At 73.0% G+C, this 23476-nt stretch carries 27 protein-coding genes; 12 read left to right on the top strand and 15 right to left on the bottom strand.

Going from position 1 to position 23476, the window contains the following annotated elements; all coding sequences use genetic code 11:
• The first annotated feature begins 72 nt into the window (after positions 1-72).
• Positions 73-906, top strand: a complete 834-nt coding sequence (locus tag IG84_RS0132070; protein ID WP_031065043.1) for an aldo/keto reductase — start codon at positions 73-75, stop codon at positions 904-906.
• 100 nt (positions 907-1006) lie between these two features.
• Here IG84_RS0132070 and IG84_RS0132065 read toward each other — a convergent pair whose 3' ends face one another.
• The 5 genes from IG84_RS0132065 to IG84_RS0132045 form a co-directional block, all read right to left on the bottom strand.
• Complete coding sequence (locus IG84_RS0132065) at positions 1007-1198, bottom strand: antitoxin (protein ID WP_031065040.1); 192 nt, start codon at positions 1196-1198, stop codon at positions 1007-1009.
• Between the two features lie 120 nt (positions 1199-1318).
• The gene (locus IG84_RS0132060; protein ID WP_037801089.1) at positions 1319-2224 is read right to left on the bottom strand and encodes a class I SAM-dependent methyltransferase; all 906 of its coding nucleotides are present in this window, start codon (positions 2222-2224) and stop codon (positions 1319-1321) included.
• Between the two features lie 14 nt (positions 2225-2238).
• Positions 2239-2637 carry a hypothetical protein gene (locus IG84_RS38375; RefSeq protein ID WP_078649650.1) on the bottom strand — a complete coding sequence of 133 codons (399 nt, stop codon included), beginning with the start codon at positions 2635-2637 and terminating at the stop codon, positions 2239-2241.
• Positions 2634-3233, bottom strand: coding sequence for an Asp23/Gls24 family envelope stress response protein (locus tag IG84_RS0132050; protein WP_031065034.1), 600 nt, complete (start codon positions 3231-3233; stop codon positions 2634-2636). Before IG84_RS0132050 ends, IG84_RS38375 begins: the two co-directional genes overlap by 4 nt.
• A complete protein-coding gene (locus IG84_RS0132045) occupies positions 3224-3769 on the bottom strand; it encodes an RNA polymerase sigma factor (protein WP_031065030.1) in 546 nt (181 codons plus the stop codon). The genes IG84_RS0132050 and IG84_RS0132045 overlap by 10 nt, the downstream gene beginning before the upstream one ends.
• Positions 3770-4016: 247 nt before the next feature.
• Between IG84_RS0132045 and IG84_RS0132040 the strand changes: the two genes are divergently transcribed.
• A complete protein-coding gene (locus tag IG84_RS0132040) occupies positions 4017-5039 on the top strand; it encodes a YihY/virulence factor BrkB family protein (protein WP_078649647.1) in 1023 nt (340 codons plus the stop codon).
• Here the strand turns inward: IG84_RS0132040 and IG84_RS0132035 are convergent.
• From IG84_RS0132035 to IG84_RS0132020, 4 genes are all read right to left on the bottom strand, one after another.
• Positions 4972-5283 (bottom strand): 4a-hydroxytetrahydrobiopterin dehydratase, encoded by a 312-nt coding sequence (locus tag IG84_RS0132035; RefSeq protein WP_031065024.1) that lies wholly within the window; start codon positions 5281-5283, stop codon positions 4972-4974. The genes IG84_RS0132040 and IG84_RS0132035 overlap by 68 nt on opposite strands.
• Before the next feature lie 137 nt (positions 5284-5420).
• Positions 5421-5888 carry a type II 3-dehydroquinate dehydratase gene (gene aroQ / locus IG84_RS0132030; RefSeq protein WP_031065021.1) on the bottom strand — a complete coding sequence of 156 codons (468 nt, stop codon included), beginning with the start codon at positions 5886-5888 and terminating at the stop codon, positions 5421-5423.
• Positions 5889-5920: 32 nt separating this feature from the next.
• The gene (locus IG84_RS0132025; protein ID WP_031065018.1) at positions 5921-7315 is read right to left on the bottom strand and encodes an amino acid permease; all 1395 of its coding nucleotides are present in this window, start codon (positions 7313-7315) and stop codon (positions 5921-5923) included.
• Positions 7316-7487: 172 nt separating this feature from the next.
• Positions 7488-9710 carry a phage holin family protein gene (locus IG84_RS0132020; RefSeq protein WP_245659680.1) on the bottom strand — a complete coding sequence of 741 codons (2223 nt, stop codon included), beginning with the start codon at positions 9708-9710 and terminating at the stop codon, positions 7488-7490.
• Positions 9711-9900: 190 nt separating this feature from the next.
• On the opposite strand from IG84_RS0132020, the gene IG84_RS0132015 reads away from it, so the two are divergent.
• Positions 9901-10437: a GNAT family N-acetyltransferase gene (locus IG84_RS0132015; RefSeq protein WP_169749914.1), complete on the top strand. Its 537-nt coding sequence runs from the start codon at positions 9901-9903 to the stop codon at positions 10435-10437.
• Here IG84_RS0132015 and IG84_RS0132010 read toward each other — a convergent pair.
• Positions 10427-10831, bottom strand: a complete 405-nt coding sequence (locus IG84_RS0132010) for an ATP-binding protein (RefSeq protein ID WP_031065010.1) — start codon at positions 10829-10831, stop codon at positions 10427-10429. The two genes, IG84_RS0132015 and IG84_RS0132010, sit on opposite strands and share 11 nt — an antisense overlap.
• Before the next feature lie 89 nt (positions 10832-10920).
• Here IG84_RS0132010 and IG84_RS0132005 point away from each other — a divergent pair, with 89 nt between their 5' ends.
• From IG84_RS0132005 to IG84_RS0131990, 4 genes are read left to right on the top strand one after another with little or no spacing between them, the layout of a single operon-like run.
• Complete coding sequence (locus IG84_RS0132005; RefSeq protein WP_031065008.1) at positions 10921-11739, top strand: helix-turn-helix domain-containing protein; 819 nt, start codon at positions 10921-10923, stop codon at positions 11737-11739.
• The gene (locus IG84_RS0132000) at positions 11736-11921 is read left to right on the top strand and encodes a DUF397 domain-containing protein (protein WP_031065005.1); all 186 of its coding nucleotides are present in this window, start codon (positions 11736-11738) and stop codon (positions 11919-11921) included. Before IG84_RS0132005 ends, IG84_RS0132000 begins: the two co-directional genes overlap by 4 nt.
• Positions 11922-11961: 40 nt before the next feature.
• Positions 11962-12744: an MBL fold metallo-hydrolase gene (locus IG84_RS0131995; RefSeq protein WP_031065000.1), complete on the top strand. Its 783-nt coding sequence runs from the start codon at positions 11962-11964 to the stop codon at positions 12742-12744.
• Positions 12741-13385 (top strand): DedA family protein, encoded by a 645-nt coding sequence (locus IG84_RS0131990; RefSeq protein ID WP_078649640.1) that lies wholly within the window; start codon positions 12741-12743, stop codon positions 13383-13385. The genes IG84_RS0131995 and IG84_RS0131990 overlap by 4 nt, the downstream gene beginning before the upstream one ends.
• Before the next feature lie 39 nt (positions 13386-13424).
• On the opposite strand, the gene IG84_RS0131985 is transcribed toward IG84_RS0131990, so the two are convergent.
• Positions 13425-14636 (bottom strand): aminotransferase class I/II-fold pyridoxal phosphate-dependent enzyme, encoded by a 1212-nt coding sequence (locus IG84_RS0131985; RefSeq protein ID WP_031064991.1) that lies wholly within the window; start codon positions 14634-14636, stop codon positions 13425-13427.
• Between the two features lie 97 nt (positions 14637-14733).
• The gene (locus IG84_RS0131980; protein WP_051862695.1) at positions 14734-15495 is read right to left on the bottom strand and encodes a GAF and ANTAR domain-containing protein; all 762 of its coding nucleotides are present in this window, start codon (positions 15493-15495) and stop codon (positions 14734-14736) included.
• A gap of 377 nt (positions 15496-15872) precedes the next feature.
• Between IG84_RS0131980 and IG84_RS0131975 the strand changes: the two genes are divergently transcribed.
• Entirely contained in the window at positions 15873-17111 is a 1239-nt protein-coding gene (locus tag IG84_RS0131975) for a PAS domain-containing protein (RefSeq protein ID WP_031064985.1), read from the top strand.
• 132 nt (positions 17112-17243) lie between these two features.
• Here IG84_RS0131975 and IG84_RS0131970 read toward each other — a convergent pair whose 3' ends face one another.
• Both IG84_RS0131970 and IG84_RS0131965 read right to left on the bottom strand, forming a co-directional pair.
• Positions 17244-18209 carry a SigB/SigF/SigG family RNA polymerase sigma factor gene (locus tag IG84_RS0131970; RefSeq protein ID WP_245659679.1) on the bottom strand — a complete coding sequence of 322 codons (966 nt, stop codon included), beginning with the start codon at positions 18207-18209 and terminating at the stop codon, positions 17244-17246.
• A 320-nt stretch (positions 18210-18529) separates the two neighbouring features.
• Positions 18530-18988, bottom strand: a complete 459-nt coding sequence (locus tag IG84_RS0131965) for a GNAT family N-acetyltransferase (RefSeq protein WP_051862704.1) — start codon at positions 18986-18988, stop codon at positions 18530-18532.
• A gap of 115 nt (positions 18989-19103) precedes the next feature.
• On the opposite strand from IG84_RS0131965, the gene IG84_RS0131960 reads away from it, so the two are divergent.
• The 4 genes from IG84_RS0131960 to IG84_RS0131945 all read left to right on the top strand — a co-directional run bounded on the left by IG84_RS0131960 (position 19104) and on the right by IG84_RS0131945 (position 22482).
• A complete protein-coding gene (locus IG84_RS0131960; RefSeq protein ID WP_031064975.1) occupies positions 19104-19538 on the top strand; it encodes a CBS domain-containing protein in 435 nt (144 codons plus the stop codon).
• A 77-nt stretch (positions 19539-19615) separates the two neighbouring features.
• A complete protein-coding gene (locus tag IG84_RS0131955; RefSeq protein WP_031064973.1) occupies positions 19616-21097 on the top strand; it encodes a bifunctional phosphatase PAP2/diacylglycerol kinase family protein in 1482 nt (493 codons plus the stop codon).
• 140 nt (positions 21098-21237) lie between these two features.
• Positions 21238-22053 (top strand): class I SAM-dependent methyltransferase, encoded by an 816-nt coding sequence (locus tag IG84_RS0131950; RefSeq protein WP_031064970.1) that lies wholly within the window; start codon positions 21238-21240, stop codon positions 22051-22053.
• 75 nt (positions 22054-22128) lie between these two features.
• A complete protein-coding gene (locus tag IG84_RS0131945) occupies positions 22129-22482 on the top strand; it encodes a VOC family protein (protein ID WP_031064967.1) in 354 nt (117 codons plus the stop codon).
• 48 nt (positions 22483-22530) lie between these two features.
• On the opposite strand, the gene IG84_RS0131940 is transcribed toward IG84_RS0131945, so the two are convergent.
• On the bottom strand, positions 22531-23454 hold the full coding sequence (locus tag IG84_RS0131940) for an NADP-dependent oxidoreductase (protein ID WP_031064966.1): 924 nt from the start codon (positions 23452-23454) through the stop codon (positions 22531-22533).
• Positions 23455-23476 lie beyond the last annotated feature (22 nt).

The raw sequence follows: 23476 nt of genomic DNA, 5'->3' as shown, positions 1-23476 counted from the left end.
CGGGAATGTGTGCCGTCCGATGACCGTTGAGTCTCGTAGCATCTGTACGCCGACCAAAGGACCGATTCGCTCGTGAGCAAGGTTCCCCACATCACCCTCAACAACGGCGTCACCATGCCGCAGCTCGGCTTCGGCGTCTGGCAGATCCCGGACGACGAGGCGTTCACCGCTGTCGGCCACGCGCTGGAGGCCGGGTACCGCAGCATCGACACCGCCGCGATCTACGGCAACGAGGAGGGCACGGGGAAGGCCCTCGCCGCTTCCGGCATCGCCCGTGACGAGCTGTTCGTGACGACGAAGCTGTGGAACACCGAGCAGGGTTATGACTCGACCCTGCGCGCGTTCGACGCTTCGCTGGCCAAGCTGGGCCTGGACTACGTCGACCTGTACCTGATCCACTGGCCGCTGCCGGCCCGGGACACCTACGTCGACACCTACAAGGCGTTCGAGAAGATCCAGGCGGACGGCCGTGCCAAGGCCATCGGCGTCTCCAACTTCCAGCCGCCGCACCTCCAGCGGCTGCTGAACGAGACCTCGGTGGTCCCCGCGGTCAACCAGATCGAGCTGCACCCCGAGCTGCAGCAGGCCGAGACCCGCGCCTTCCACGCCGAGCACGACATCGCCACCGAGGCGTGGTCGCCGCTCGGCCAGGGCAAGGGCCTCCTGGAGAACGCCACGATCGGCAAGCTCGCCGAGAAGCACGGCAAGACCCCGGCCCAGATCGTGCTGCGCTGGCACCTCCAGCTCGGCAACGTCGTCATCCCCAAGTCCGCGACCCCGTCGCGGATCAAGGAGAACTTCGACGTCTTCGGCTTCGAGCTGGACGCGGACGACCTGAGCACGATCGCCGGCCTGGACGCGGACAAGCGCCTGGGTCCGGACCCGGCCACGTTCGACGTCGCCTGAGCCACCGGCTCACACCGTACGGCGCCGCCGCTCACCTCGCGTGGGCGGCGGCGCCGTCGCTCTAGGTTCGCCGGCGGTGTGCTGAGATCGTTGCTGAGGGTTACCGGTCCTCGGGCCGCTGCTGCCGACCGGTGCCGGTCTGATCGTTCAGCTTCTCCTGAGCCTTGTCCACCTGGCTCTGGTACTTGTTCCCCGTCCTCGCGTCGAAGGCGTCACCGGCCTTCTCAACGCCGTGCCGGGTCTGGTCGGGGTGGCCCTTCATCAGGTTCTTCAGCTTGTCAAGCATGGACATGGTTGCCTCCCTGTATGGGGGTGCCTGACGTCCCCAGGGTCTCCGCATTTCCCCCACTCCGCAAACCCGGCGCAGCAACAAGGACGCCCGCACGCCCGAACCACCGCGAGCTGTCGGCCATCACTCCGCGCACCCCGCGTGCACCGTGCGGGCCGTGAGGAAGAAGGCGTCCGGGCGGTGGGCGACGGATGCCTCGTCTTTCGGGTCGGTGAGGCGGGTCAGGGTTTTGCGGTCCGTTTCGTCCAGGAGGTCGGCGTACTGGTCGGCGGCTCGGGCGAGGCGGGCTGTGATGTGGTCGCGGGCGGTGCCGTCCAGCGGAGCCGGGAGGTCCAGGAGGAAGGTGCGGCCGGCGGTGTCGGCCAGGCCCGCGGCCGTCAGTAGCGCGGGCCAGTCCTCGACGGTTTCCCGGTAACCCGGCAGCCCGGCCCGCATCTGCGCGAACCACTCCTCCTGGGCCGCGTCCAGTCTGGCCTGCAGGCCGGGGCGGCCGATGCCGATGTCGCGTGGCAGTATCCGGTCGGGCAGGCCGCCCTCGGCCACCGCGAGTACGCCACCGGGGCGCAGCCGACCGGCCAGCAGTGCCACTGCGGCCTGCTGGTCGCCGACGTGGTGCAGCACCTTGCTGGTCCAGATGAGGTCGGCCGTGCCGAGCGTTTCGAGGTCGTCGCCCGGCAGTTCGGCCTCGTGGGTGCGGAACCGGTCGGCCAGGCCGAGTCGCGCGGCGCGGTCCCGGGCACGGGCCAGTAGCGCCGGGGCCGGGTCCACCGCCACCACCTCCGCGTGCGGGAAGGCCCGCGCCAGCAGGCAGGTGACGACGCCGGGACCGGAGCCGACGTCCCAGACGCGGCGTACGGACGCCTCCCCCGCGGCCCGTTCCTCAGCCCCGCCGAGCAGCGTGCGCAGCCAGTCGGCGGCCTGTTCGTACATCGGCGTGGCGAGTACGGCCTCGCGCTCCAGCACCGGGGCCAGCTCTTCCCAGTCCATTTCCGTGAAGTCGGAGTGGGAATGCGGATGCTGGTCATTCATGGGGTGGTCTCCGCTCACGCCAGGTCCGTCACCGTCACCGTGACGGTGAGTGTCGCGACGCCGTGCTGGTCCGGGCCCTCCGGGCCGAACGCGCGTTGGACCGCGGCCGTTACCTCCGTGCGTACCGCGCGGACCACGTCCAGTGCGCGATGGCCGCGGCGCACCGCGAGGTGGATGCGCAGCCGCCACAGGCCCGGTGCGTCGCCCGGCTCCGCGCGTACGCCCGTGACGCGTGGCTGTCCGTCGGCCGGTACGCGGAGTGGGACCGCGCCGCGTACGAGGTCGCCGAGGCCCGGGCGGAGGTACGCGACCCCGGTCGTGGCCCGCGCGGCGTCGGCCGCGGTCCGCTGCAGCAGTGCCCGCAGCTCGCGTTCCGTCCCGTCGAGGCCCTCGGCCCGGTGTGTGCCGCTCATGCCCGCTCCTCCCCCGCGTCCGCTTCCGCGTCGATGAGGTCCACGACCGTGACGTCGACTCCGGAGACGGTCATGCCGACCGCCTCGTCCGCCGCCGCGAGCACCCGCTCCCGGATCCGCTCCGCCAGTTCCGGCAGCGGCCACTCCAGGCCCGCCGCGACCTCCATGGTCACCGTCGCCGGCCCGTCGGGCACCTCCAGGACGACCTTGCAGCTCCCCGCGAATACTGTCGGCAGCGCCTCGGCCGCCGCGCGGAACGCCTTCGCGGCCGCCGCCTCGGTGATCCAGGCGTCGTCCGCCGGCTCGCCCAGCGGCAGCGTGCGGCCGGGCCGCAGGTCGGTCCTGACCAGGTCCATCACCCGCGCCGTGAGCCGGTCGGCGGCCGCCGCCTCGGCCGCCTCGTCCGCGTCGCGGTCCCGGGCCTCGCGTACGTAGTCGTCCAGTATCCCGAGCTGCGCCAGCGCTTCCTGGCAGTGCGGACAGCCGACTGTATGCGGGTCGTCCGGGGTTTCCTCCGCCGTCTCCCAGACCTCCGAGAGCGTGCGGCCGCAGGGCAGTGCCGGGTCCTCGCCCTCGTACGCGTCGCCTAGCGCCATGAGCTCATCGCCTCCGTCAGATAGCGGCGTGCCCGGAAGACCCGGCCGCGCACCGCCTGGTGCGTGCTGCCGACGATCTCGGCGATCTCCTCGTACGGCAGCCCCTGCAGTTCGCGCAGGACCCAGCAGGCGCGCTGTTCGGGGGTGAGCCCCTGCATGGCGTCGCTCAGCGCGCGCACCGCCGCCTGCGACTCGGCCGCGCGGACCGGCGACGAGGCGTGTTCGGGCGCGGGCGGTTCGGGGACCGAGCCGAGGTCCTGGGTGGGGCGGCGGGCCCGCAGGATGTTCAGGCAGCGGTTGGTGACGATGCGGTACATCCACGTCGAGAACGAGGCGTCGCCGCGGAACTCCGGGATCCGGCGCCAGGCGTTGACGAACGCGTCCTGCACGGCGTCCTCCGCGTCCGTCCTGCTGCCCAGGAGCCGGGTCGCCAGGCGCAGCAGCGGCGGGCCGTGCCGGCGTACGAGCACCTCGAACGCGCCCTCGTCCCCTTCTCCGGCCCGCACGGCCAGGAGGGCATCGCCGGGTTCGGGCACCCGTCCGCTCCTCTCGGTCGGCACCTCGGAACATGCGTGCCAGGCATCACTGCCCCGGTACCCATTGGGGCACGCTTCGGTCCCGATGTCCCGGTACGGCACGCGCAAAGCGCGCTGATTTTCCTGTTTTCCGATCTTTCGCCGGGAGCACTGGACACGGGGCCGGTACGGAAGGGGCAGCGGAACGGGGCAGGATGGGGCGCGGGCCGTAAGCGGAACGGTCCGTACGGAAAGGAAGACCAGCACGATGGAGGTCGGCGATGACCGCCGGGTACCGGAACAGCAGACGCCGGAGCGGGCCGGTGCGGTGCGCGGAGCGGTACAGGATGTCGTGCGCTCGCTGCCGGACTGGCGGCAGTGGCGGACCGCACTGTGCCGTACGCCGCTGTCCGTGTGGCGCGACGATCTGACGGACTGGGCGGCCAGCCTGACGTACTACTCGGTGCTGGCGCTGCTGCCCGCCATGATTGTGACGGTGTCGCTGATCGGGCTGGCGGACCCGCCCGCGACCGGACAGCTCATCGAGCACATCAGCGCGCTCGCCCCGGCCCAGTCCGGCGCCACGCTGCACCGCGCGCTGATCTCCATGTCCCATCAGCGGACCGCGGCCTGGCTGGTGGTGGGCGGTGCGACGGTCAGCGCGGTGTGGTCCTCGTGCAGCTATCTCGCGGTGTTCCGGCGGGCGCTGCACGCCATGCACCGGGTCAAGGACGACCGGCCGCCGTGGCGCAAGGCGCCGCGCATTCTCGGTACGGCGCTGGTGCTGCTCGCCTCGCTCATCGGGAGCGCGGTGGCCCTGCTGGCCAGCGGGCCGCTGGCGCGCGCGATGGGGCGCGCCGTGGGGCTGGGCCGGGCCGCCGAGGTGACCTGGAGCGTGGTCAAGTGGCCGCTGCTGCTGTGCCTGGTGACCGTGCTCGTACTGGTCCTCTTCCGCTCGGGGCCGCCGGCCTCGCGCGGAGTGCGGCGCGGGGTGCCCGGCGGTGTCCTCGCGGTGCTGCTGTGGCTGGTCTCCTCGGCGGGCTTCGCGCTGTACGCGTCGTACGTCGGCACCTTCAACCGGCTGTACGGGTCGCTCGCGGGCCCGGTGGTCTTCCTGATCTGGCTGTGGTTCTCCCACCTGTCCCTGCTGACCGGCGCGCAGTTCAACGCGGAGCTGACGCGGGCGGCGCCGCGCGCCGGGCGGGAACAGGCCCGGGGCCGGGTCAGCGGGCCCCGTGGCCCGCTGCGACGGCTTCGATCCGCTGTGCGAGGGCGAAGTCCCGTTCAGTGATGCGGCCGCCGGCGCTGTGGGTGTTCACCGCGATGGTCAGCTTGTTGTAGCCCAGCGTCTGTTCGGAGTGGTGGCCCAGTTCCTCCTGGATCTGGGCCACGTGGATGACCATCGCGGCCGCCGGGAAGTGGCTGTCGAAGCCGTACGTACGGGTCAGCTTGTCGTCGGCGACCGTCCAGCCGGGCAGCTCCGCCAGCCGGTCCTCGATCTCCTTGTCGGTGAGCGGATCCACCTGACCGTTCATGCCGTCCCGCCTCTCAGCTCAGCCGTCGCGTGGGTACCTGCGTTCCAGCTTTTCCACCCACCTTCGCACGCCGAACCCGCTTTCGCGCCAATGTGCGGGCGGGCGTGCCGCGGTCGGTACTGGGCGGTCGAGGTGGTTCAGTCCTGGGCCGCGGCCACCAGCGCCGCCACCCGCTCGATCGCGAAGGCGTAGCCCTGGACGCCGCAGCCCGCGATGACGCCGTCGGCGCGGTGCGAGACGTAGGAGTGGTGCCGGAACTCCTCGCGCTGGTGGATGTTGGAGATGTGTACCTCCAGGACCGGCATCCCGTCGCAGGTGTTGAGCGCGTCGAGGATCGCGACGGAGGTGTGGGAGTACGCGGCCGGGTTGATCACGATGCCCGCGTGGGTGAGCCGGGCCTCGTGGATCCAGTCGACGAGCTGCCCCTCGTGGTTCGACTGCCGACAGTCGACCGTGCCGCCGTGCGCGGCCGCGGTCTTGGCACACAGCGCCTCGACGTCGGCGAGGGTGTCGGAGCCGTAGATCTCCGGCTGCCGCTGGCCCAGGAGGTTCAGGTTCGGGCCGTTGAGGACGAGGATCGGGGCGGTGGCGAGGGTGCGGGGCATGTGCTCTCAACTCTCCGTTCGGTGAGGCGCGGTCAGGGCGCCAGTATCCCCTTCGGCGAGTCCTCGGCCGCTGCGGGGGCGTCGGCCGTTGCCAGGCCCTCGGCCGCCTCGCGCTCGCGTACCGTCCGGCGGGCACGCATCCACGCGTACACGAGGATGCCCGCGAAGAGGAACAGGACGCCCTGGTAGATCGCCGCGTATCCGGCGCCCGCCACCAGCCAGAAGGTGAAGCCGAAGGCGGCCAGCGCGAGGACCAGGTCGCGGGCGAAGCGGCCGGGGCGCACCTCGTCGCGGCGCCCGGTGAGCAGGAAGTACACCTGCGCGCCGGCGGCGAGGAGGTAGGGCACGGTGGCCGAGAACGTGGTGATGAGGACCAGGATCTCGAAGACGCCGCCGGCGCCGGAGACGTAGTTGATCACGGTCAGCGCGGTGGCGAGGACGGTCGAGGCCAGTACGCCGAAGGTCGGCACGCCGCGCCGCTTCTTCTGGAACGCGGCCGGGAAGAGGCCGTCCTTGGCCGCGGCGTACGGGGACTGGGCACTCATCAGCGTCCAGCCGTTCAGCGCGCCGACGATGGAGATCACGGCGGCCGCGGCGATCAGCGTGCCGCCCCAGGTGCCGCCGAACATCGCGTTCATCGCGTCGGAGAACGGGGCCTGGGAGTCCACCAGCTTGTCGTGCGGGACGGTGCCGAAGACCGAGACCGTGCCGAGGAGGTAGACCACGGCGGCGCCGAGGACGCCGAGGACGGTGGCCCGGCCGACGTTGCGCTGCGGATTGCGCACCTCGCCCGCGCTCATCGCGGCGGACTCCACGCCGACGTAGCTGTAGAGCAGGATCGCGGCGGCGGCCGACATGCCGCCGAGCGCGCTGCCACCGCCTTCGTGGAAGGAGCCGAGGTTGTCCGCGTCGAAGAAGAAGAGCCCGGCGACCGCGATGAAGAGGAGCGGCAGGAACTTCAGGACGGTGGAGACGAGCTGCACGGCGCCGACGTAGCGGGTGCCGGCGAAGTTCGAGATCGCCGGGAGCCAGAGGGCGATCAGCGCGACGGCCAGGTCCATGCCCTTGGAGGCGTGGCCGGGGAGGAGCACGTGGACGTAGCCGACGGCGGCGACGGCGAGGGCCGCGTTGCTGACCCAGGTCATCGTCCAGTACGACCAGGCGGAGAGGAAGCCGGCGAAGTCGCCGAACGCCTCGCGCGCGTAGACGTAGGGGCCTCCGGTGTCCGGATGGCGACCGGCGAGGCGGCCGAAGACCAGGGCGAGCGCGAGGGCGCCGAGGGTCAGGACGCCGAAGGCGACGAGGCTGACGGTGCCGTAGGGGGCGACCGAGGCGGGGAGCAGGAAGATCCCGCCGCCGATGATGTTACCCATCACCAGGGCGGTTGCGGTCCCCAGACCGAAGCGGCGGGTGTGCCGGTCGTGCATGGCGAGTGGTGGCTCTCTCTTGTGCTCTGCGTCCGAGCGCTTGTGCTCCGCGTCCGAGGTCGCCGGACGCCCTGCGCGCCGGGCCTGTGTCAGGCTCCCGGCACGCGCCGCGCCCGGCCGGGTGGCTGCGGGCGCCCCACCATGGTCCGGGACCTCGGAGGCCGCCTCCAAATCAGCGCTGTTCCTCCTGCGTGGCGCCGTCGCCGGGCGAAAAAGCTTCGGGAGCGGCCCCCGGCGGCCGGATTTCGTCCACACCGGGCCGTATCTCACCGGTGGCCGGCGCTTCGTCCGTACTGGGCCGGGCCTCGCCGGTGGCCGGCGCTTCGTCCGTACTGGGCCCGGCCTCGTCGCCCACCGGTACCGCCGGGCCCCCGCCCTCTCCCAGCCAGCGGCGGAACACCCGGTGGACGTGTTCGGCGCCGACCAGCTCCGCGCCCTCCCCCACCGGCGGCGTGAGCTCTTCCGGCCACAGCAGGAACGGCCGGGACTGCTGACCGCCGAGGCCCCCGTGCGAGCCGATCTGCTCCTCGAAGGCGTGCACCTCGCCCGTCTCCGGGTCGCAGAAGGAATTGATCATGATGTCGGCGACGTGCGGGAAGCCGTCGGTACGGCGGACCGCGTCCGCCGCGCCCGGCCCGAACGGCGCCAGCGGGTCCTCGCCGACGATCCGTCCGGTGTCGAGGTGGTGCGCGCCCCCGCGCGGCCCGAGCACGACCGCGCCGTGCTCCTCGGACCGTACGAGCACGAAGCCGATGCCCGGATGCTCGGCGAGGGTGCTCAGCAGCGCCGGATTGCGACGGTCGATCTGCTCGCGCGTCGCCCGGCCCGGTATGGAGGGCAGCGACACCAGGCCGAGGTTCCCGGAGGCCAGCACGATCGGCTCGGCGGCCCGGCGGGCCCGCCGCGTGGTCTCCTCCGGCTCCTCCTCGGGGCGGCGCAGCGCGGCCCGCGCGGTGTTCCTGGCCTCGGCACCCGTGGGGCTGCGCCGCGCCCGCCGGGACACCGGCAGCCCGCAGCTGGCCCGCACCAGGTCCTCCAGCGTCAGCCCGTACCGCCCGGCGAACGTCTCGCCCGGGCTCTGCCCATGGTCGGAGAGGAGCACGATGCGGTACGGGCGCGGGGCGTGCGGGGCGATCTTCGCGATCAGCGCGAGCGAACGGTCCAGCCGCCGCAGCACCAGCCGCGCGTCCCGGCTCTCCGGACCGGAGTGGTGCGCGACCTCGTCGTACGCGACCAGATCGGCGTAGATCGCGGTCCGGCCGACCAGCATGTCGCCGATCACCGCGGCGACCACCACGTCCCGCTCGACGACCGTCGCGAACGCCCGCACGAAGGGATACAGCCCGCCGCGCTTCACCCGCGGCCCGTCCTCCCGGAAACGCGCCCGCAGCGACTGCCCTATCTCCCGGCACACCTCCACCACGAAGGAGGCGGCGGTGCGGGTGGCGTTCGCCGGGTCGGAGAAGTACGCGAAGTACCCGGCCCGGGAGCGGTTGTGCCGACCGCGCCGGGCGGCCACCGAGAGCACCAGCGCGAGCTGCGCCGCGCCACCGCTGAAGAGGTTGCCGCGGCTCGCGCCGTCCACGGAGAGCAGGCCGCCGCTGCCGGTCCTGGCCATCGCGCGGCGCTGCAGCTCGGCGGCGCTGGTCGGGCGGTTGCTGACGATGACCTCGCCGGTCTCCTTCTCGTACCAGCGGAAGGCGGGCAGGTCGTGGTTGGTGCCGTGCAGGATGCCGAGCTGGCTGGCGCCGGTCTGGCTGGACCAGTCGGTGCGCCAGGGGGTGAGCGTGTGGGTACTGCCGGCCCAGCCCGCGACGGTGGGCATGAGCGGATCGGGGCCCGCCAGCGCCTCCACGAGCACGTCGTGCCCGACGCCGTCGAGCTGGAGGAAGACCGTGCCGGGCGGGGCGCCCGCCGGGTCCTGCACCACGGAGGTGCGTCGCCGGAGGGCCAGCCGGGCCAGCCGCCTGCGGTACGCGTCGTCGTCCCCGACGGCCAGTGCCGCACCGGTGGCGGAGGACACCGCCGACATCACGGCGGCGACCACCACGGCCGTCTCCGGGGAGGCCGCGCCGCGCCCGTCGGGGATCAGCCAGAGTGCGACCAGCAGCAGCGAGCCGTTGAGCGCGAAGACCAGCAGGCCGAGCACGAGCGCGGGCACCAGCAGCAGGGTCCGTACGAGCAGCGGCCATACGAGGGCGCCGAGCAGGCCGAAGGCGCCGGCGCCGAGCGCCGCTGCCACCGCGACCTGGGTGGCGCTGTCACCGTCCGCCGACTGCAGCCGGAAGTCGGGCAGCGCACCGGCCAGCACGAGCATGGCGACGGTCGAGACCGCCCAGACCGCGATCACTCGCAGCAGGGCACCGCCCGCGCTCCGCCATCGGGGTCGCCGCACTCCGCACTCACCTTTCCTGCGACATGTCCGGTACGTGTCACCGGTCCGCGCTTCAGCGTGCCACACGGGCCGGGACCGTCCGGACCCCTGTGGATAACCACGACACGGCAAGGGCAGTGGCAGAGGAAGCGGTCGGCGGGAAACAGCTTCCCGCGCGGTGGCCCGCTCGCCGGATTTGGCAGGATGAAGCGTGATCACTTTGCACACGCAGCGGCTCATAATGCGCCGCTGGCTCCCCGGGGACCTGCAACCGATGGCAGCCGTGAACGCCGATCCCGAAGTGATGCGCTGGATCGGGAGCGGCGCGACGCGCAGCCTGACGCAGACCGCCTCCGGCATTTCCTCCTGGGAACAGGAGTGGGACATCGAGGGCTTCGGACTGTTCGCGGTGGAGCTGCGCGCCTCGGGGGAGCTGGCCGGGTTCGTCGGACTGTCCGTGCCGCACTTCCTGCCGGAGGTACTGCCCGCCGTGGAGATCGGCTGGCGGCTGGGCCGGCCGTACTGGGGGCGGGGCATCGCCACGGAGGCGGCGCGGGCCGCGCTGGACTACGGGTTCCGCGAGCGCGGCCTGGAGCGGATCATCAGCATCGCGCAGCGCGGCAACGACGCCTCCGAACGGATCATGCGCAAGCTGGGTATGCGGCTGGACCGGGAGACGGTGGACCCTACGTGCGGGCGCACGGTCCGGGTGTACGTCATCGACGCGCCGGGCTGCGCTAGCGGCTGACCCGCGCCCACACGGTCTTGCCGATCTGGCGGTCCCGCACGCCCCAGGCGGTGGCCAGCGCCGTAACGAGCACGAGCCCGCGGCTGCTTTCCGCATCCTCGGTGGGCCCCCGAAGCGCGGGCCGGGCGTCGCCCGCGTCCGACACCTCCACGGTGATCTCCTTGTCCTCGCCCTCTCCTCCCAGGTCGATGCGGACCTCGAAGAGCCGCCCGGGGACGCGGCCGTGCCGGACCGCGTTCGCGGCGAGTTCGGACACGACGAGCACGACGGTGTCGGCGGTGTCCGACGCGATGCCGTGCGCGAGCAGCGCCGCGCGGACGGCCCGCCGGGCCCGGCCCACGGCCTGGGGAACGGAAGTGAACCGCGCACACCAGAGATGACTTTCTGCGTTCATGGGTCCACTGTCAGTGGTGATGGCTACGCTCGGTAGTGGTTGCACGTGGACCGTTGACCGACCGTTGAACCACGTTGAGGGGGGCTGCAATGACGCAGCCGAAGAAGAAGGCCCTGAGCCCGGCACAGCAGTACTTGGCGGAGGTACTGCGCCTCCTGCGCACGGCCCGCGGCCTGTCGCAGACGGAGCTGGGCTCGCTGATGAACTACACGGGCGCGGCGGTGAGCGCGGTGGAGACGTGCGCGAAGCCGGCGACGGATGAGTTCCTGGAGAGCGCGGAGGGGGCGCTGGAGGCGGGCGGGGTGATCGCCGCCGCGGCGAAGTACGTGAGATTGGAGCGGTATCCGGAGCACTTCCGGGGGTTCGTGCAGTTGGAGCAGACGGCGCTGAGCGTGTCCACGTACTGCACCCAACTGATCGACGGCCTGCTGCAGACCGAGGGGTACGCACGGGCTCTGTTCGGATGCGCCTTCCCGCCGCTGGACAGGGAGGAGATCGAAGAACTCACCGCTGCCCGAATGGAGCGCAAGGCCCTCTTCGACCGCAAGCCGGTGTGCTGCATCACCAGCATTCACGAGGAGGGCGCGCTGAGGCGGCAGATCGGCGGGCGTGAGGTGATGCTCCACCAGTACGAGCATCTCCTCGAGTGCGCAGAACGCCCCAACGTCGTACTGCAGGTCATGCCGATGGACAGGGGGGAGCACGCTGGCCTGCCGGGTCCCATGACGGTCATCGAAACAGCGGAACTGACGACCCTGGTCTACACGGAAGTGGAAGGGCAGAGCACTCTGGTTTCCCGACCGGAAGAGGTCGGAGTGCTGGCGCGCCGCTATGCCATGATCGGACGCCAGGCCCTCCGGCCGGAGGACTCCGTAAAGCTGATCGAGCAGTTGAGGGATGAGCTATGAGCGACCTGACGTGGTTCAAGAGCAGCTACAGCGATTCCACCGGCGGCCAGTGCGTCGAGGTTGCCGTGGCTCCCACCCCCACCCTCGTCCACATCCGCGACTCCAAGGCCCCCGAAGGCCCCACCCTCGACGTGCGGCCGGACGCGTTTGCCGCGTTCATAGCCTTCGCGGCTCGGGCGTAGGCTCGAAAGGCGGAGCGTACGCGGCGTATGGAGGTCAGCGGTGTCGGTGGAGATCACGTGGTGGGGACATGCCACCGCGACGGTCGAGGACTCCGGGACCCGGCTGCTGACCGACCCGCTGTTTGTCCGGCGCCTGGCACACCTGCGGCGACGGCGCGGGGCCGTCCCTGACGGCCGCGCCACCGTGGCAGACGCGGTACTGATCTCGCATCTGCACGCCGACCACCTCCACCTGCCTTCGCTCGCGCGTCTCGCGCCCGGTACCCGGCTGATCGTGCCGCGCGGCGCGCCCGCCGCACTGCCCGGACTGCGCCGTACCGCGGCCGCCCACGACCTGCCGGTGACGGAGCTCAGTGCCGGTGACAAGACCGAGGTCGGCGCGGTCACCGTACGGGCGGTGCGCGCGGCGCACGACGGGCGGCGGCTGCCGTACGGGCCGCACCGCGTGCCGGCGCTCGGCTATGTGATGCGGGGCGCGGCGACGACGTACTTCGCGGGTGACACCGGGCTGTTCGACGAGATGGCGGACGAGGTCGGGGCGTGCGACGTGGCGCTGCTGCCGGTGGGCGGCTGGGGCCCGTTCCTCGGCCACGGACATCTGGATGCGCGCCGCGCGGCAGAGGCGGCGGCCCGGCTCGCGCCGCGCGACGCGGTGCCGGTGCACTACGGCACGTACTGGCCGATCGGCATGGACGCCGTGCGGCCGCACGAATTCCACGCGCCGGGGCAGGAGTTCGTACGGCAGTCGGCGCTGGTGGCGCCCGAGGTGACCGTGCACCGGCTGGAGCACGGCGCCTCAGTGCGTCTGGCGGCGGGCCGGTGAGCGCTTCCTGGACGCCGGCCCTCGCGCTGGCTGCCGTGGTCCCGCCGGAGTCCACACAGCAGGCGGCCGGTTATCCGTCGCTCTTCGTCCTGGTGGTGCTCGGCTCGCTGGTGCCGGTCGTGCCGACCGGGGCGCTGGTCAGTTCGGCGGCGGCCGTGGCGTTCCACCACACCGCGCCGTTCTCGCTGCTGCTGGTCTTCCTCGTGGCGTCGGCCGCCGCGTTCCTCGGTGACCTGGGGCTGTACTGGCTGGGCGCGCGCGGGGTGCGGTCCAAGAACGGCTCGCGGTGGCTGGAGCGGCTGCGCGAGCGGTCGGCGCCGGAGCGGCTGGCGCAGGCCCGGACGCGGCTGGACGAGCACGGAGTACAGGTGCTCGTGCTGTCCCGGCTGGTGCCGGCCGGGCGCATCCCGATCATGCTGGCGTGTCTGCTGGCGAAGCTGCCGGTCCGGTGGTTCGCCCGCGGTGACCTGCCGGCCTGTCTGGCGTGGGCGGCGACGTACCAGCTCATCGGCATACTGGGCGGCTCGCTCTTCAGCGAGCCGTGGCAGGGCGTGGCCGCGGCGGTCGGCCTGACGGTCCTGCTCAGCGCGGCCCCGGCGGCCTGGCGCCGCATCCGCCGCCCGCACGACCACTCGGCCTGACGCGGTCCAGCGCGTCCACCCGGCCGACCTGACGGCCCGTCACTCCCCCGCCGTACTCCCCGCTTCTCTCCCCAACGCCTCTCCCAGCGCCCGGAGTTCCTCCGCCACCGCCGGGATGACGAGCGGGTCGGGGGCGGCCAGCAGGCGTCTGCGGCGATCCGGGTCCGCGTCGAAGAGCGCCTCCGTGCTCAGGCGGACGCGCAGCGCCTTGGGGTCGTCGCCGAAGCGGTGGCCGCCGCGGGCCGCCCAGCGGGCCAGTGCCCGTTCCAGCGCGGCCGGTCCCGTGACGCCGCGGGCGGCGAAGGCGGGGCGGAGCGCTTCGAGGTCGGCGTAAAGATGGCTGCCGGCGTGCGGCGGACGGCAGAGCGCACCGGCGGCGGTGAGCGTGTGGTGCAGCCCGGCGGCGAGCAGGCCGTGCAGCCGCGCCGCGGCGGCGGTCCGCTCCCGTACGGTGGCGGGCTCGCCCAGCGCGTGGCCGACGGCGGCGGCGAGCGGGCCGGGCAGCGGGGTGGCGAGGCCGGTCAGCGCGTCGAGCGCGGCGGCGCGCAGTACCTCGCCGGGGTCGGTGGCGGGGAAGCGGGCGAGCGCGGCGGGCCAGGAGGCCGGTACGAGCGTGGCCCGCAGGTCGGCGAGGACGACGACGCTGCCGGGCAGCATTTCGGCGGGGCTGAGCACCACGGTGTCGTGCGGGTCGTGCAGCAGGTCGCGGCGGGTCTCGTCGCTGATGATCCACAGCCCCTCGTCGGCCGCCACCTCGCACACCTCGTGCACCTGCTCGGGCGGCGGGCAGGTGCCGGTGGGGTCGTCGGCGACGGACACCAGCAGTACCCGTGGGTCGCCGCCGCTGTCCCGGGCGCGGTGCACGGTCTCCAGGAGCGTGAAGGGGTCCGGCACTCCCCCGGACTCGGCCGGTACCGGCGCCGGGTGCACGGCGCGGCCCAGCAGCCGGGCCTGCGGGGCGTACCACGCGGCGCACGGGCGGGGCAGGACGACGTCGCCGCCGGTCGCGGCGAGCAGCGCGAGCAGCAGGGCGGGCGCGCCGGGCCCGGCCAGCACGCGTTCGGCGGCGGTCCCCAGGCCGCGGCGTTCGAAGTAGCCGCAGGCGGCGGCGCGCAGGGAGAGGGAGCCGCCGGGCGGTTCGGGGTCGGTGCGGTCGGCCGCGGCGGCGAGGTGCGCAGCCAGCTCCGGGAGGATGGGCAGGCCCATGGGCGGGTCCGGATCCGGGTGCGGCTCCAGGGCGCTCGGCTGCATCCGTACCTCCACTGTCCACGGCAGACGGTCGGGGCCCACGCGGCGACGGGCCCCGACCACCCTTGCAGATCACGGAGGTGCGGCGCGGGACGACACGTCACCGCTGGGCGCCGCGGGCCTCCCGTCCGCGCGCGCCGTTCTCCTCGCGCAGCCCGCGCAGCTCCCGCTCCAGGCCGCGGCCGCGGGTCTCGACGACGGCGGCGGCGAGGTCGTGGAGCTTGCGGTTGGTGCGCTGGGAGAGCCGGCGCAGCATGCCGAACGCCTCGTCGGCGTCGCAGCGCAGCACGTACATCATGATTCCGCACGCCTGGTCGACGATCGGGCGGGAGCGGAGCGCGGCGTCCAGCCGGCCGACCTCCGCCAGCGCCCGGCGGTAGTTCCGGTCGCGGGCCAGGCCCGTGGCGGCGAGGTCGCCGAGCGCGGCGGCCGCGCAGTCGCCGGGGTCCGCGGTGAGTCCGGGGCGGAAGCTGTAGACGGTGACGGTGACCGCCAGTCCGTCGCGCAGGTACGGCAGCGTGGTACTGGAGCGTACGCCGGCCTCCAGCGCCTCGGTGCGGTAAGCGGGCCACCGGTCGTCGTGCAGCAGGTCGTCGGAGGTGACGGGGCGTCCGGAGGCGAGGGCGGTCTGGATGGGCCCTTCGCCGGACTCCCACTGGACGCTGACCAGCGAGGTCAGGTCGGGATGGGTGACGGCGGCGGGCGGGTCGGCGGCCGCTTCGCCGGTGGTCACGGTGGCGGTGGCGCCGCAGCTCTCCGGGGTGCACCGCGCGGCCACGTCCGCGAGGTTCACCAGGCTCCGGGCGGACGAACCCCGTGCGTCGCCGGATTCGTCCACCGGGCAGATGGTGTGGGTCGCCATTGCTTGTCAGTCCCTCGGTCCTTGTCGGTCCTCGGTCGGTGCCCCGGGCCGGCGGGGCGGCAGTGCGGTGGAGGCACCCGCCGCGGCCGGCCCGCATATGTCGGAGGCCCGGCCCGTAGGGAGTCGGATGCCCGGCGGGCGGGCGCGGAAAACGCCGGTATCCCGTCGTTCGGGAGCCGGTTTCCGGGGCCCGGCCCGGACGTCCCTGCCGCCCCGGCGCGTACGTCTGTACCGGCGCGCGCCCGCGTCTCCGCGCCCTGCCCGCGCCTCGCGCTCCGCGTCCGCAATCTCCGTTCATTCCGGACGTCATGGGGCTCTTCCGGACGTGATGGGTTCCGGGCGGGGCCGGTACCGGTCGGTCCGGATACGGTGTGGGCATGGCCGGGGTAGAGCAGTCAGCGGGCGGGGATCTGACGGATTTCCGCAAGCGGGTGGAGGAGTTGCGGAGCGCGCGGGCGCTGCCGTCACAGGAGCAGCAGCCGATGCTGGACGCTGCCCTTTTCGAGCTGCAGCACGTCGTCGACGTACTGCTGCCGCGGTACGAGGGGCTGGCCGCGGCCGGCCGCAGCAACGGCTCGCGGGCGGGGACGGAGGAGCAGCAGCTGCTGCGGGCGCTGTTCCAGCGGACGCCCTGCGTGGTCGCGCTGCTGGATCCGGACACGGTCGTGCGGCGGCTGAACTTCGCCGGGACGATCCTTTTCGGGATGCGCGCGGGGTACGCCACGGGGCGCCCGCTCACCGGTTCGATGGCGCCCGAGATCCGCGCGGCCTTCCGGTCCCAGGTCGCCGCCGTGGCCCGTAACGAAGGCGACCGCAGCATGGTCGTCCGGCTGCTCCGCACGCCCGACGGGCCCGGTGAGCCGCTGCGCGTGACGATGACGGCGCTGCGCCCGCCGGGGGAGCCGGGTACGGCCGTTCTCACGGTCTTCCACACCGGGCGCGGTGCGTTCCCTTCGCACGAAATACCATCAATTAACGGGACTTGGCTGGGGGATGAACAGCAGGGGGACCACGGGGAGGGGCAGCGGGCGCACCTCGCGGAGGTGAAGCAGGGCGCCGAGCTGATGGATCTTCTCGACGACACGGCCACCGCGCTGCTCTCCGGGCAGCCGGCCGGTGTGGCGGTGAAGGCGGACGGGCCTCCGGCCGCGGTGGAGCGGGCCCTGCGGGAGCTGAGCGGCCGGTTCGCCGACTGGCTGGTGCTCGATGAGATGACGCCTGCGGAGGAGGGCGGGCCGGACGGGTCCGGGGCCCTGCGCCGCACCCTGGTCCTCGGTCCGGACGACAGCGAGGACCTCACCGCGGCGCTCGCCGGGCAGGACCCGGCGCGGTGTCCGCTCGCCGAGGACGTGGCCCGCACCGGCAGCTCCGCCCTCCAGGTGCGGCCCGACGACGTGGCGGCGTTCGGGCACGACGCGCAGGGGGCGCCCCTGCTGGTACGCACCTCGGTCACCTCCCTGCTGTGCGTGCCGCTGCGGGAAGCGGGCGGCCCCGTACGGGGTGTGCTCACGCTCTTCCGTACGGGGGCCCGCCAGGCGTTCAGCCTCCCGGAGGCCGGGGTCGTGGACCGGATGTCGCGGCACCTGGCACTGGCGCTGCGCGACCCCCGGTCCTGAGAGCAGTACTCGGCCGCGAGATCAGTACTCCGGTCACGAGAGCAGTGCTCCGCCAGGAGAGCGGCGCCCGGCCGCGAGAGCAGGTGAGAGCGGCACGGGCGCCGGGTTCCGGCGGTTCGGGCGATTCCGGCGTCAGGAGGCGGCGTACTCCTCCTGGCGGCCGCCGACCTGGTCGGCGAGGCGGCGGCAGGTCCGGCTGATGATCCGCGAGACGTGCATCTGGGAGATGCCGAGCCGGTCGGCGATCCGGCTCTGGGTCATGTCGCAGAAGAACCGCATGTAGAGGATCTCCCGCTCGCGCTCCGGCAGATTGCGCAGCTTGGGCTTGACCGCCTCCCGGTCCAGGACGAGGTCGAAGCCGGCCTCGGGCGCGCCGAGCGTGTCGGCGAGCGAGTAGCCGTCGTCGGCGCCGGGCAGCTCGGCGTCCAGGGACAGCGTGGTGAAGCTGTCCAGCGCCTGGCTGCCGAGCAGTACCTCTTCCAGCGACATGCCGGTGTGCTCGGCGATCTCCTCGGGGGTGGGCCCGCGGTCGTCCACGCTGCGGGTCAGCTCCTGGCGCGCGGCGCGGACGCGGTTGCGCAGCTCCTGCACCCGGCGCGGTACGTGCAGCCCCCACATGTGGTCGCGGAAGTGCCGCTTGACCTCGCCGACGATGGTGGGCACGGCGAAGCTCTCGAACGCGCAGCCGCGCTCGGGGTCGTAGCGGTCCACGGCCTTCACCAGGCCGAGCGCCGCGACCTGCTGGAGGTCCTCGGCGGACTCGCCGCGGTTGCGGAAGCGCAGCGCGAGCCGCTCGGACATGGGCAGCCAGGCGCAGACGACGCGGCGCCGCAGCTCGTCGCGCTCGGGGCCTTCGGGGAGGGCGCACAGCCGCTCGAAGTCGGCGGCGGTGTCAGGGGCGTCGTGGTGGGAGTGGCGGCCCCGCCGGCCACCGCCCGGAGGGGCCTTGCTCGACGTGACCCTGCGCGGCTTGCTGCGGCGTACGGGTTTGCCGGGCGGCCGGCTCGGTGCCTGGTCGGGACGCCGACGCGCGGCGCGCTGCTCGGGGATGCGTTCTGTCGCGGTGTGCTGTTCTTCGGCCTGGGGTGTCATGGGCATGGTCTGGGCTCCCTGATCCGTCGACTCAGAGTCCGTCAGATCCCGTGGAAGCGCGGCCAGGCAGGCGCGCCCGCGAAGCGTGAGACGTCTTCCACGGGCGTGCCTCCGGTCCGAAGCACGATTAGTCGCGTGCCCGGCCGCTCCCTGCGTAAACCCGTTGCCGGTCAAGCGAGTTCGGGACGTGCGGTCCCGCGCCCGGACCGGACGGGCCGCCGACCGGCCGTGCCCGGCGCCCAGGTAACCGCCCGCGCGCGCCGCACACCACGCGCTTCGTACGGATTCCGCCCGCCGAACGCTCCGGCACCGGGCCGAGGCGGTTTTCAGCCCCGCGTCCGGTGCCCGGTCGGCGGTGCTTCGTAGTGCCGCACGGTGACCGGCTCCGGCCCGCCCCAGTCCTGCCGTTCGATCCGCACGAGCCGCCAGCCCCAGCGTTCGTACAGGGCGATGGCGGCGGTGTCGGTGGCGTTGACGGCCAGTACCGGCCGCAGCCCGCCGGCCGCAGCCTCGTCGGTCACGTGGCGCAGCAGCCGGCCGCCCAGGCCCCGGCCGCGCGCCTCGGGCGCAACGAAGAGCCGGTTCATCTCACCCCCGCACAGCGCGGCATGGCCCGCGACGCGGCCGTCCGCGTCCTCGGCGACCCAGGCGCCGGTCAGCCCCTCCGGAGTCAGCCAGCCCGCCGGATCGGCAGGCCAGGTGTACGGATATCCGCTGTGCAGGTGCACCGCGCGCAGCAGGCGTACGCACGCGGGCAGGTCCCGCGCGCCACGAGGTCTGATCATCGGCCCATCGAAGCACGCGGCGGGCATGGCCGGGGGCGTCTTGGGTACTGCTGCCAGCACTCCCCCTGCAGGAGGCCGGCCGTGAGAGCAGGAGAAGGAAGAAGGCGATCAGGCAATGGCACAGTTGGTACGGGAAGTCATGACGCCGGCCGTCACCGCCGTACACCCCGACGCCTCGCTGGTGGAGGCGGCTCAGCTCATGCGCGCGCACGACATCGGAGACGTCCTGGTGGCGGAGGACGGCAAGCTGGTGGGCGTGGTGACCGACCGGGACATCGTGCTGCGGGCGGTGGCGGACGGAGTGGACCCGTTCAGCGTGCAGTGCCACGCGGTCTGCACTCCGGAACCGGTCACGGTCGGCCCGGAAGAGCCGGTCTCGGCCGCGGTGACACTGCTGCGGCGGAACGCGGTACGGCGGCTGCCGGTGGTCCAGGACGGCGCTCCGGTGGGCATGGTCAGCATCGGTGACCTGGCGCGGGACCAGGACCCCGACTCGGCCCTGGCGGACATCAGCCGGGCCGCGCCGGACGGATCGCCGGGTCGGTGGTGATCCGTCCGGAAGACGGTCCGTTACCGTCTGCCGGCCCGTTGCCGTCTGTGGTGGTCCCGCTGGGGTACATGTGGCTCATGCGCACTGTACTGAGCACGTGGGACCGCAGGACGTTCAACGGGGTCGCGACCCGGCACTGGCCCGGCGCCGAGCGGGTGCTGCCCAAACTGAGCCGCGCCGCCGACCACGGGCTGCTGTGGCTGGGCGCGGCGGCGGGCGCGGCGGCGCTGGGCGGGCGGCCCGCACGCCGGGCCGCGCTGCGCGGCGTCGCCTCGCTGGCGGTGGCGTCGCTGACGGTGAACACGCTGGGCAAGCGCTCGGTACGCCGGGAGCGGCCGATCCTGGACGCGGTGCCGGTGATACGGCAGCTCACCCGGCAGCCCTTCACCACGTCCTTCCCGTCCGGGCACGCCGCCTCGGCCGCGGCCTTCGCGACCGGCGTGGCCTTCGAGAACAAGTGGTGGGGACTGGCGCTGGCGCCGCTGGCCGCCTCGGTCGCCTTCTCCCGTGTCTACACCGGCGTGCACTATCCGGGCGACGTGCTGGCGGGTGCCGCGCTCGGCGCGGGCGCGGCCTTCGCGGTGCGCGGCTTCGCGCCGACCCGCGCGCAGATGGCGCCGCCCGCCCGGCCGCGCGCCGACGCGCCCGCGCTGCCGGACGGCGACGGGCTGTTCGTCGTCACCAACCAGGGCTCGGGCCAGCGCGCCGGCTCGCATATCGACCAGACCCAGGTCATCCATGACGTCCTGCCGCAGGCCGAGGTGACCGAGTGCGGCCACCAGGGCGCGGCGCCGCTGGACAAGGCGCTGCAGGCCGCGGCCGAGCGGGCCGCCGAGCGCGGCGGCGCGCTCGGCGTGCTGGGCGGCGACGGCACGATCAACGCCGCGGCGGCGGTCGCGGTGCGGCACGGCGTACCGCTCGCGGTGCTGCCGGGCGGCACGCGCAACCACTTCGCGTACGACCTCGGCGTGGAGACCGTGGCCGAGGCGGCCCGGGCGGTGCAAACCGGTGAGGCGGTCGCGGTGGACCTCGCGAGGTTCCGCACGCGGCCGGGGCAGGAGCCGACGTACTTCCTCAACACCTTCTCGATCGGGGCCTATCCGGAGCTGGTGCGGATCAGGGAGGAGTGGGCCGGGAAGATCGGCGCCTGGCCGGCCGGGGTGCTGGCCGCGTGGCAAGTGCTGCGCACCGCCGAGCCGGTGACCGTGGAGATCAACGGCCGGCGGCGCGAGCTGTGGACGCTGTTCGTGGGCAACTGCGCTTACCGGGGGCTCGGGTTGGCTCCGGTGCGGCGGCACGACCTGGCGGACGGCGTGCTGGACGTACGGATGGTGCACGGCGGCCGACTGGCCCGCACGCGACTGCTCACGGCGGCACTGACGGGGGCGCTGCGGCATTCGCCCGTATTGAGCGAGGCGCGGTTGCGGACACTGCGGATCGGTGGGCTGGCGACCGGTACGGATCTTGCGTACGACGGTGAAGTCGCCTCTGCGGGCGCGGAGTTGATGGTCGATAAGGAGAACGAGGCGCTGATTGTTTATCGGCTGCTGCCGGAGTGAGTCGCGTTGCGGAGAGGTCTGCGTTTCACATATTGATACGGGGCTCTCATAGTTCGAGATGGCGGCGTACGGTGTGATCACGGCGCGGGGCCGCGCCGTGACCGCGTCGATGACCGCATCGAGCATGCGAAGGAGCAGCCATGTCGCAGGAGTCCGCTGTTTACACCCACGGTCACCACGAGTCCGTACTGCGCTCGCACACCTGGCGCACAGCCGCCAACTCCGCGGGCTACCTGCTGGATTCACTCAAGCCGCACATGAAGATCCTGGACATCGGCTGCGGCCCCGGCACCATCACCGCCGATCTGGCGGCGCTGGTGCCGGACGGCTCGGTGACCGGCCTGGAGCACGCGCCGGGCGTTCTGGAGCAGGCCCGGGCCGTGGCGGACGAGCGCGGCCTGACCAATGTCCACTTCGCGGTCGGTGATGTCCACGCACTGGACTACCCGGACGACACCTTCTGCGTCGTCCACGCCCACCAGGTGCTGCAGCACGTCGGCGACCCGGTCCAGGCGCTGCGCGAGATGCGCCGGGTCACCAAGCCGGGCGGGATCGTCGCGGTGCGGGACGCGGACTACGGCACGATGACGTGGTTCCCGGACGTCGACGGCATGGACGCCTGGCTGGACCTGTACCAGCGGGTCGCGGTAGCCAACGGGGGCGCGCCCGACGGCGGGCGGCGGCTGCGCTCCTGGGCGCTGGCGGCCGGGTTCGCGCCGGACGCGGTGACGTGTTCGGTGAGCGGGTGGTGCTACGCCACCGACGAGGAACGCGCCTGGTGGAGCGGCCTGTGGGCGGAGCGCACGCTGGCCTCGACGTATGCGCGGCGGGCGACCGAAGGCGGGCACGCCACCGAGGCGGAGCTGCAGGCGATCAGCGCCGCCTGGCGCGAGTGGGGCGCCCAGGAGGACGGCTGGTTCGCCATGGTGCACGGAGAAATCCTGTGCCGCGTGTGAGGGCCTTCCGGAGGTCCTTCTGGCGCCTCCGTCGGATGATCGCGTTGTCGGGCCGCGCCAACTAGGCTCCTCCGCATGGACATTCTCGGTACCTCCCTGCGGGTGTGCGTCGACGACCTGGACACCGCGATTCCCGTGTACGAACGGCTGACGGGCGCGCAGGCGCAGCGCTTCCAGCGCGGCGGCGTGTCCGTCGCCGCGGTCGGCTGCTTCTTCCTGATGAGCGGCCCCGAGGCGGAGCTGTCCGTACTCCGCAAGATCACCGCGACGATCGCGGTGTCCAACGTGGACCAGGCCGTGGACGACCTGAAGGCGGTCGGCGGAGAGGTCATCGCGGGCCCGCTCGCCGGCCCCGCCGGCCGCACCATGGTGGCCCGCCACCCGGACGGCTCGATCTTCGAGTACGTGGACCGGGTGGCGATCACCTGACGGTGCCTCAGGGCCGCTGTTTTACACGGTTTCTGAGGGCACGGGCTCTCACGAGAGGTCGAGAACGATCTTGCCGCGGGCCCGGCCGGACTGGCTGCGGCGGAACGCCTCGGCGGCCTGGTCCAGCGGCAGCGCCGTGTCGATGTTGACCGTGAGCTTGCCGGCCTCGGCGAGGTCGGCAAGCGCGGTGAGGTCGGCGCTGTCGGGCCGCACCCACACCAGGTGGCCGCCCTTGCCGACGACCTCGTTGTCGACGACCGACGCCACCCGCTTCGGGTCCTTGAGCACCTGCTGGGAGACGTCGACCGCGTCGCCGCCGACGAAGTCCGCCGCCGCGTCCACGCCCTCGGGGGCCAGCGCGCGCACCCGGTCGGCGAGGCCGTCCCCGTAGGTCACCGGCTCGGCGCCCAGCGAGCGCAGGAAGTCGTGGTTGTGCTCGCTCGCCGTGCCAATGACGCGGGCGCCCCGCGCCACCGCGATCTGCACGGCGAACGCGCCGACGCCGCCCGCCGCGGCGTGCACCAGCACGGTGTCGCCGCTGCCCACGCCCAGCCGCTTCAGCGTCTGGTACGCCGTGAGCCCGGCCAGCGGCACGCCGGCCGCCTGCTTCCAGTCCAGCGCCGCCGGCTTTCGCGCAAGGGTGCGCACCGGCGCCGCGACCAGCTCGGCGAAGGTGCCGTGCTGGACCTCGTCCTTGCGCACGTATCCGAACACCTCGTCCCCGACGGCGTACTCCGTCGCGTCCATGCCGACCGCCTCGACGACGCCGGACACGTCCCACCCGGGGATCAGCGGGAAGTGCACGTGCATGATCGGGTCGAGATAGCCGGCGAGGATCTTCCAGTCGACCGGATTGACGCCTGCCGCCTTCACCCGGATCAGGACGGAGTCGGGCGCGACCTTCGGGTCGGGCTGGTCGGTGAGCTCGAGGACGTCGGGGTCGCCGTAGCTGTTCGCGGTGATTGCCTTCATGTTGCGGTCAACGAATGTCCCC

It is taken from the genome of Streptomyces ochraceiscleroticus, from assembly GCF_000720485.1.
Lineage (GTDB): Bacteria > Actinomycetota > Actinomycetes > Streptomycetales > Streptomycetaceae > Streptomyces > Streptomyces ochraceiscleroticus.
This window is presented reverse-complemented; position numbering and strand designations above follow the sequence as displayed.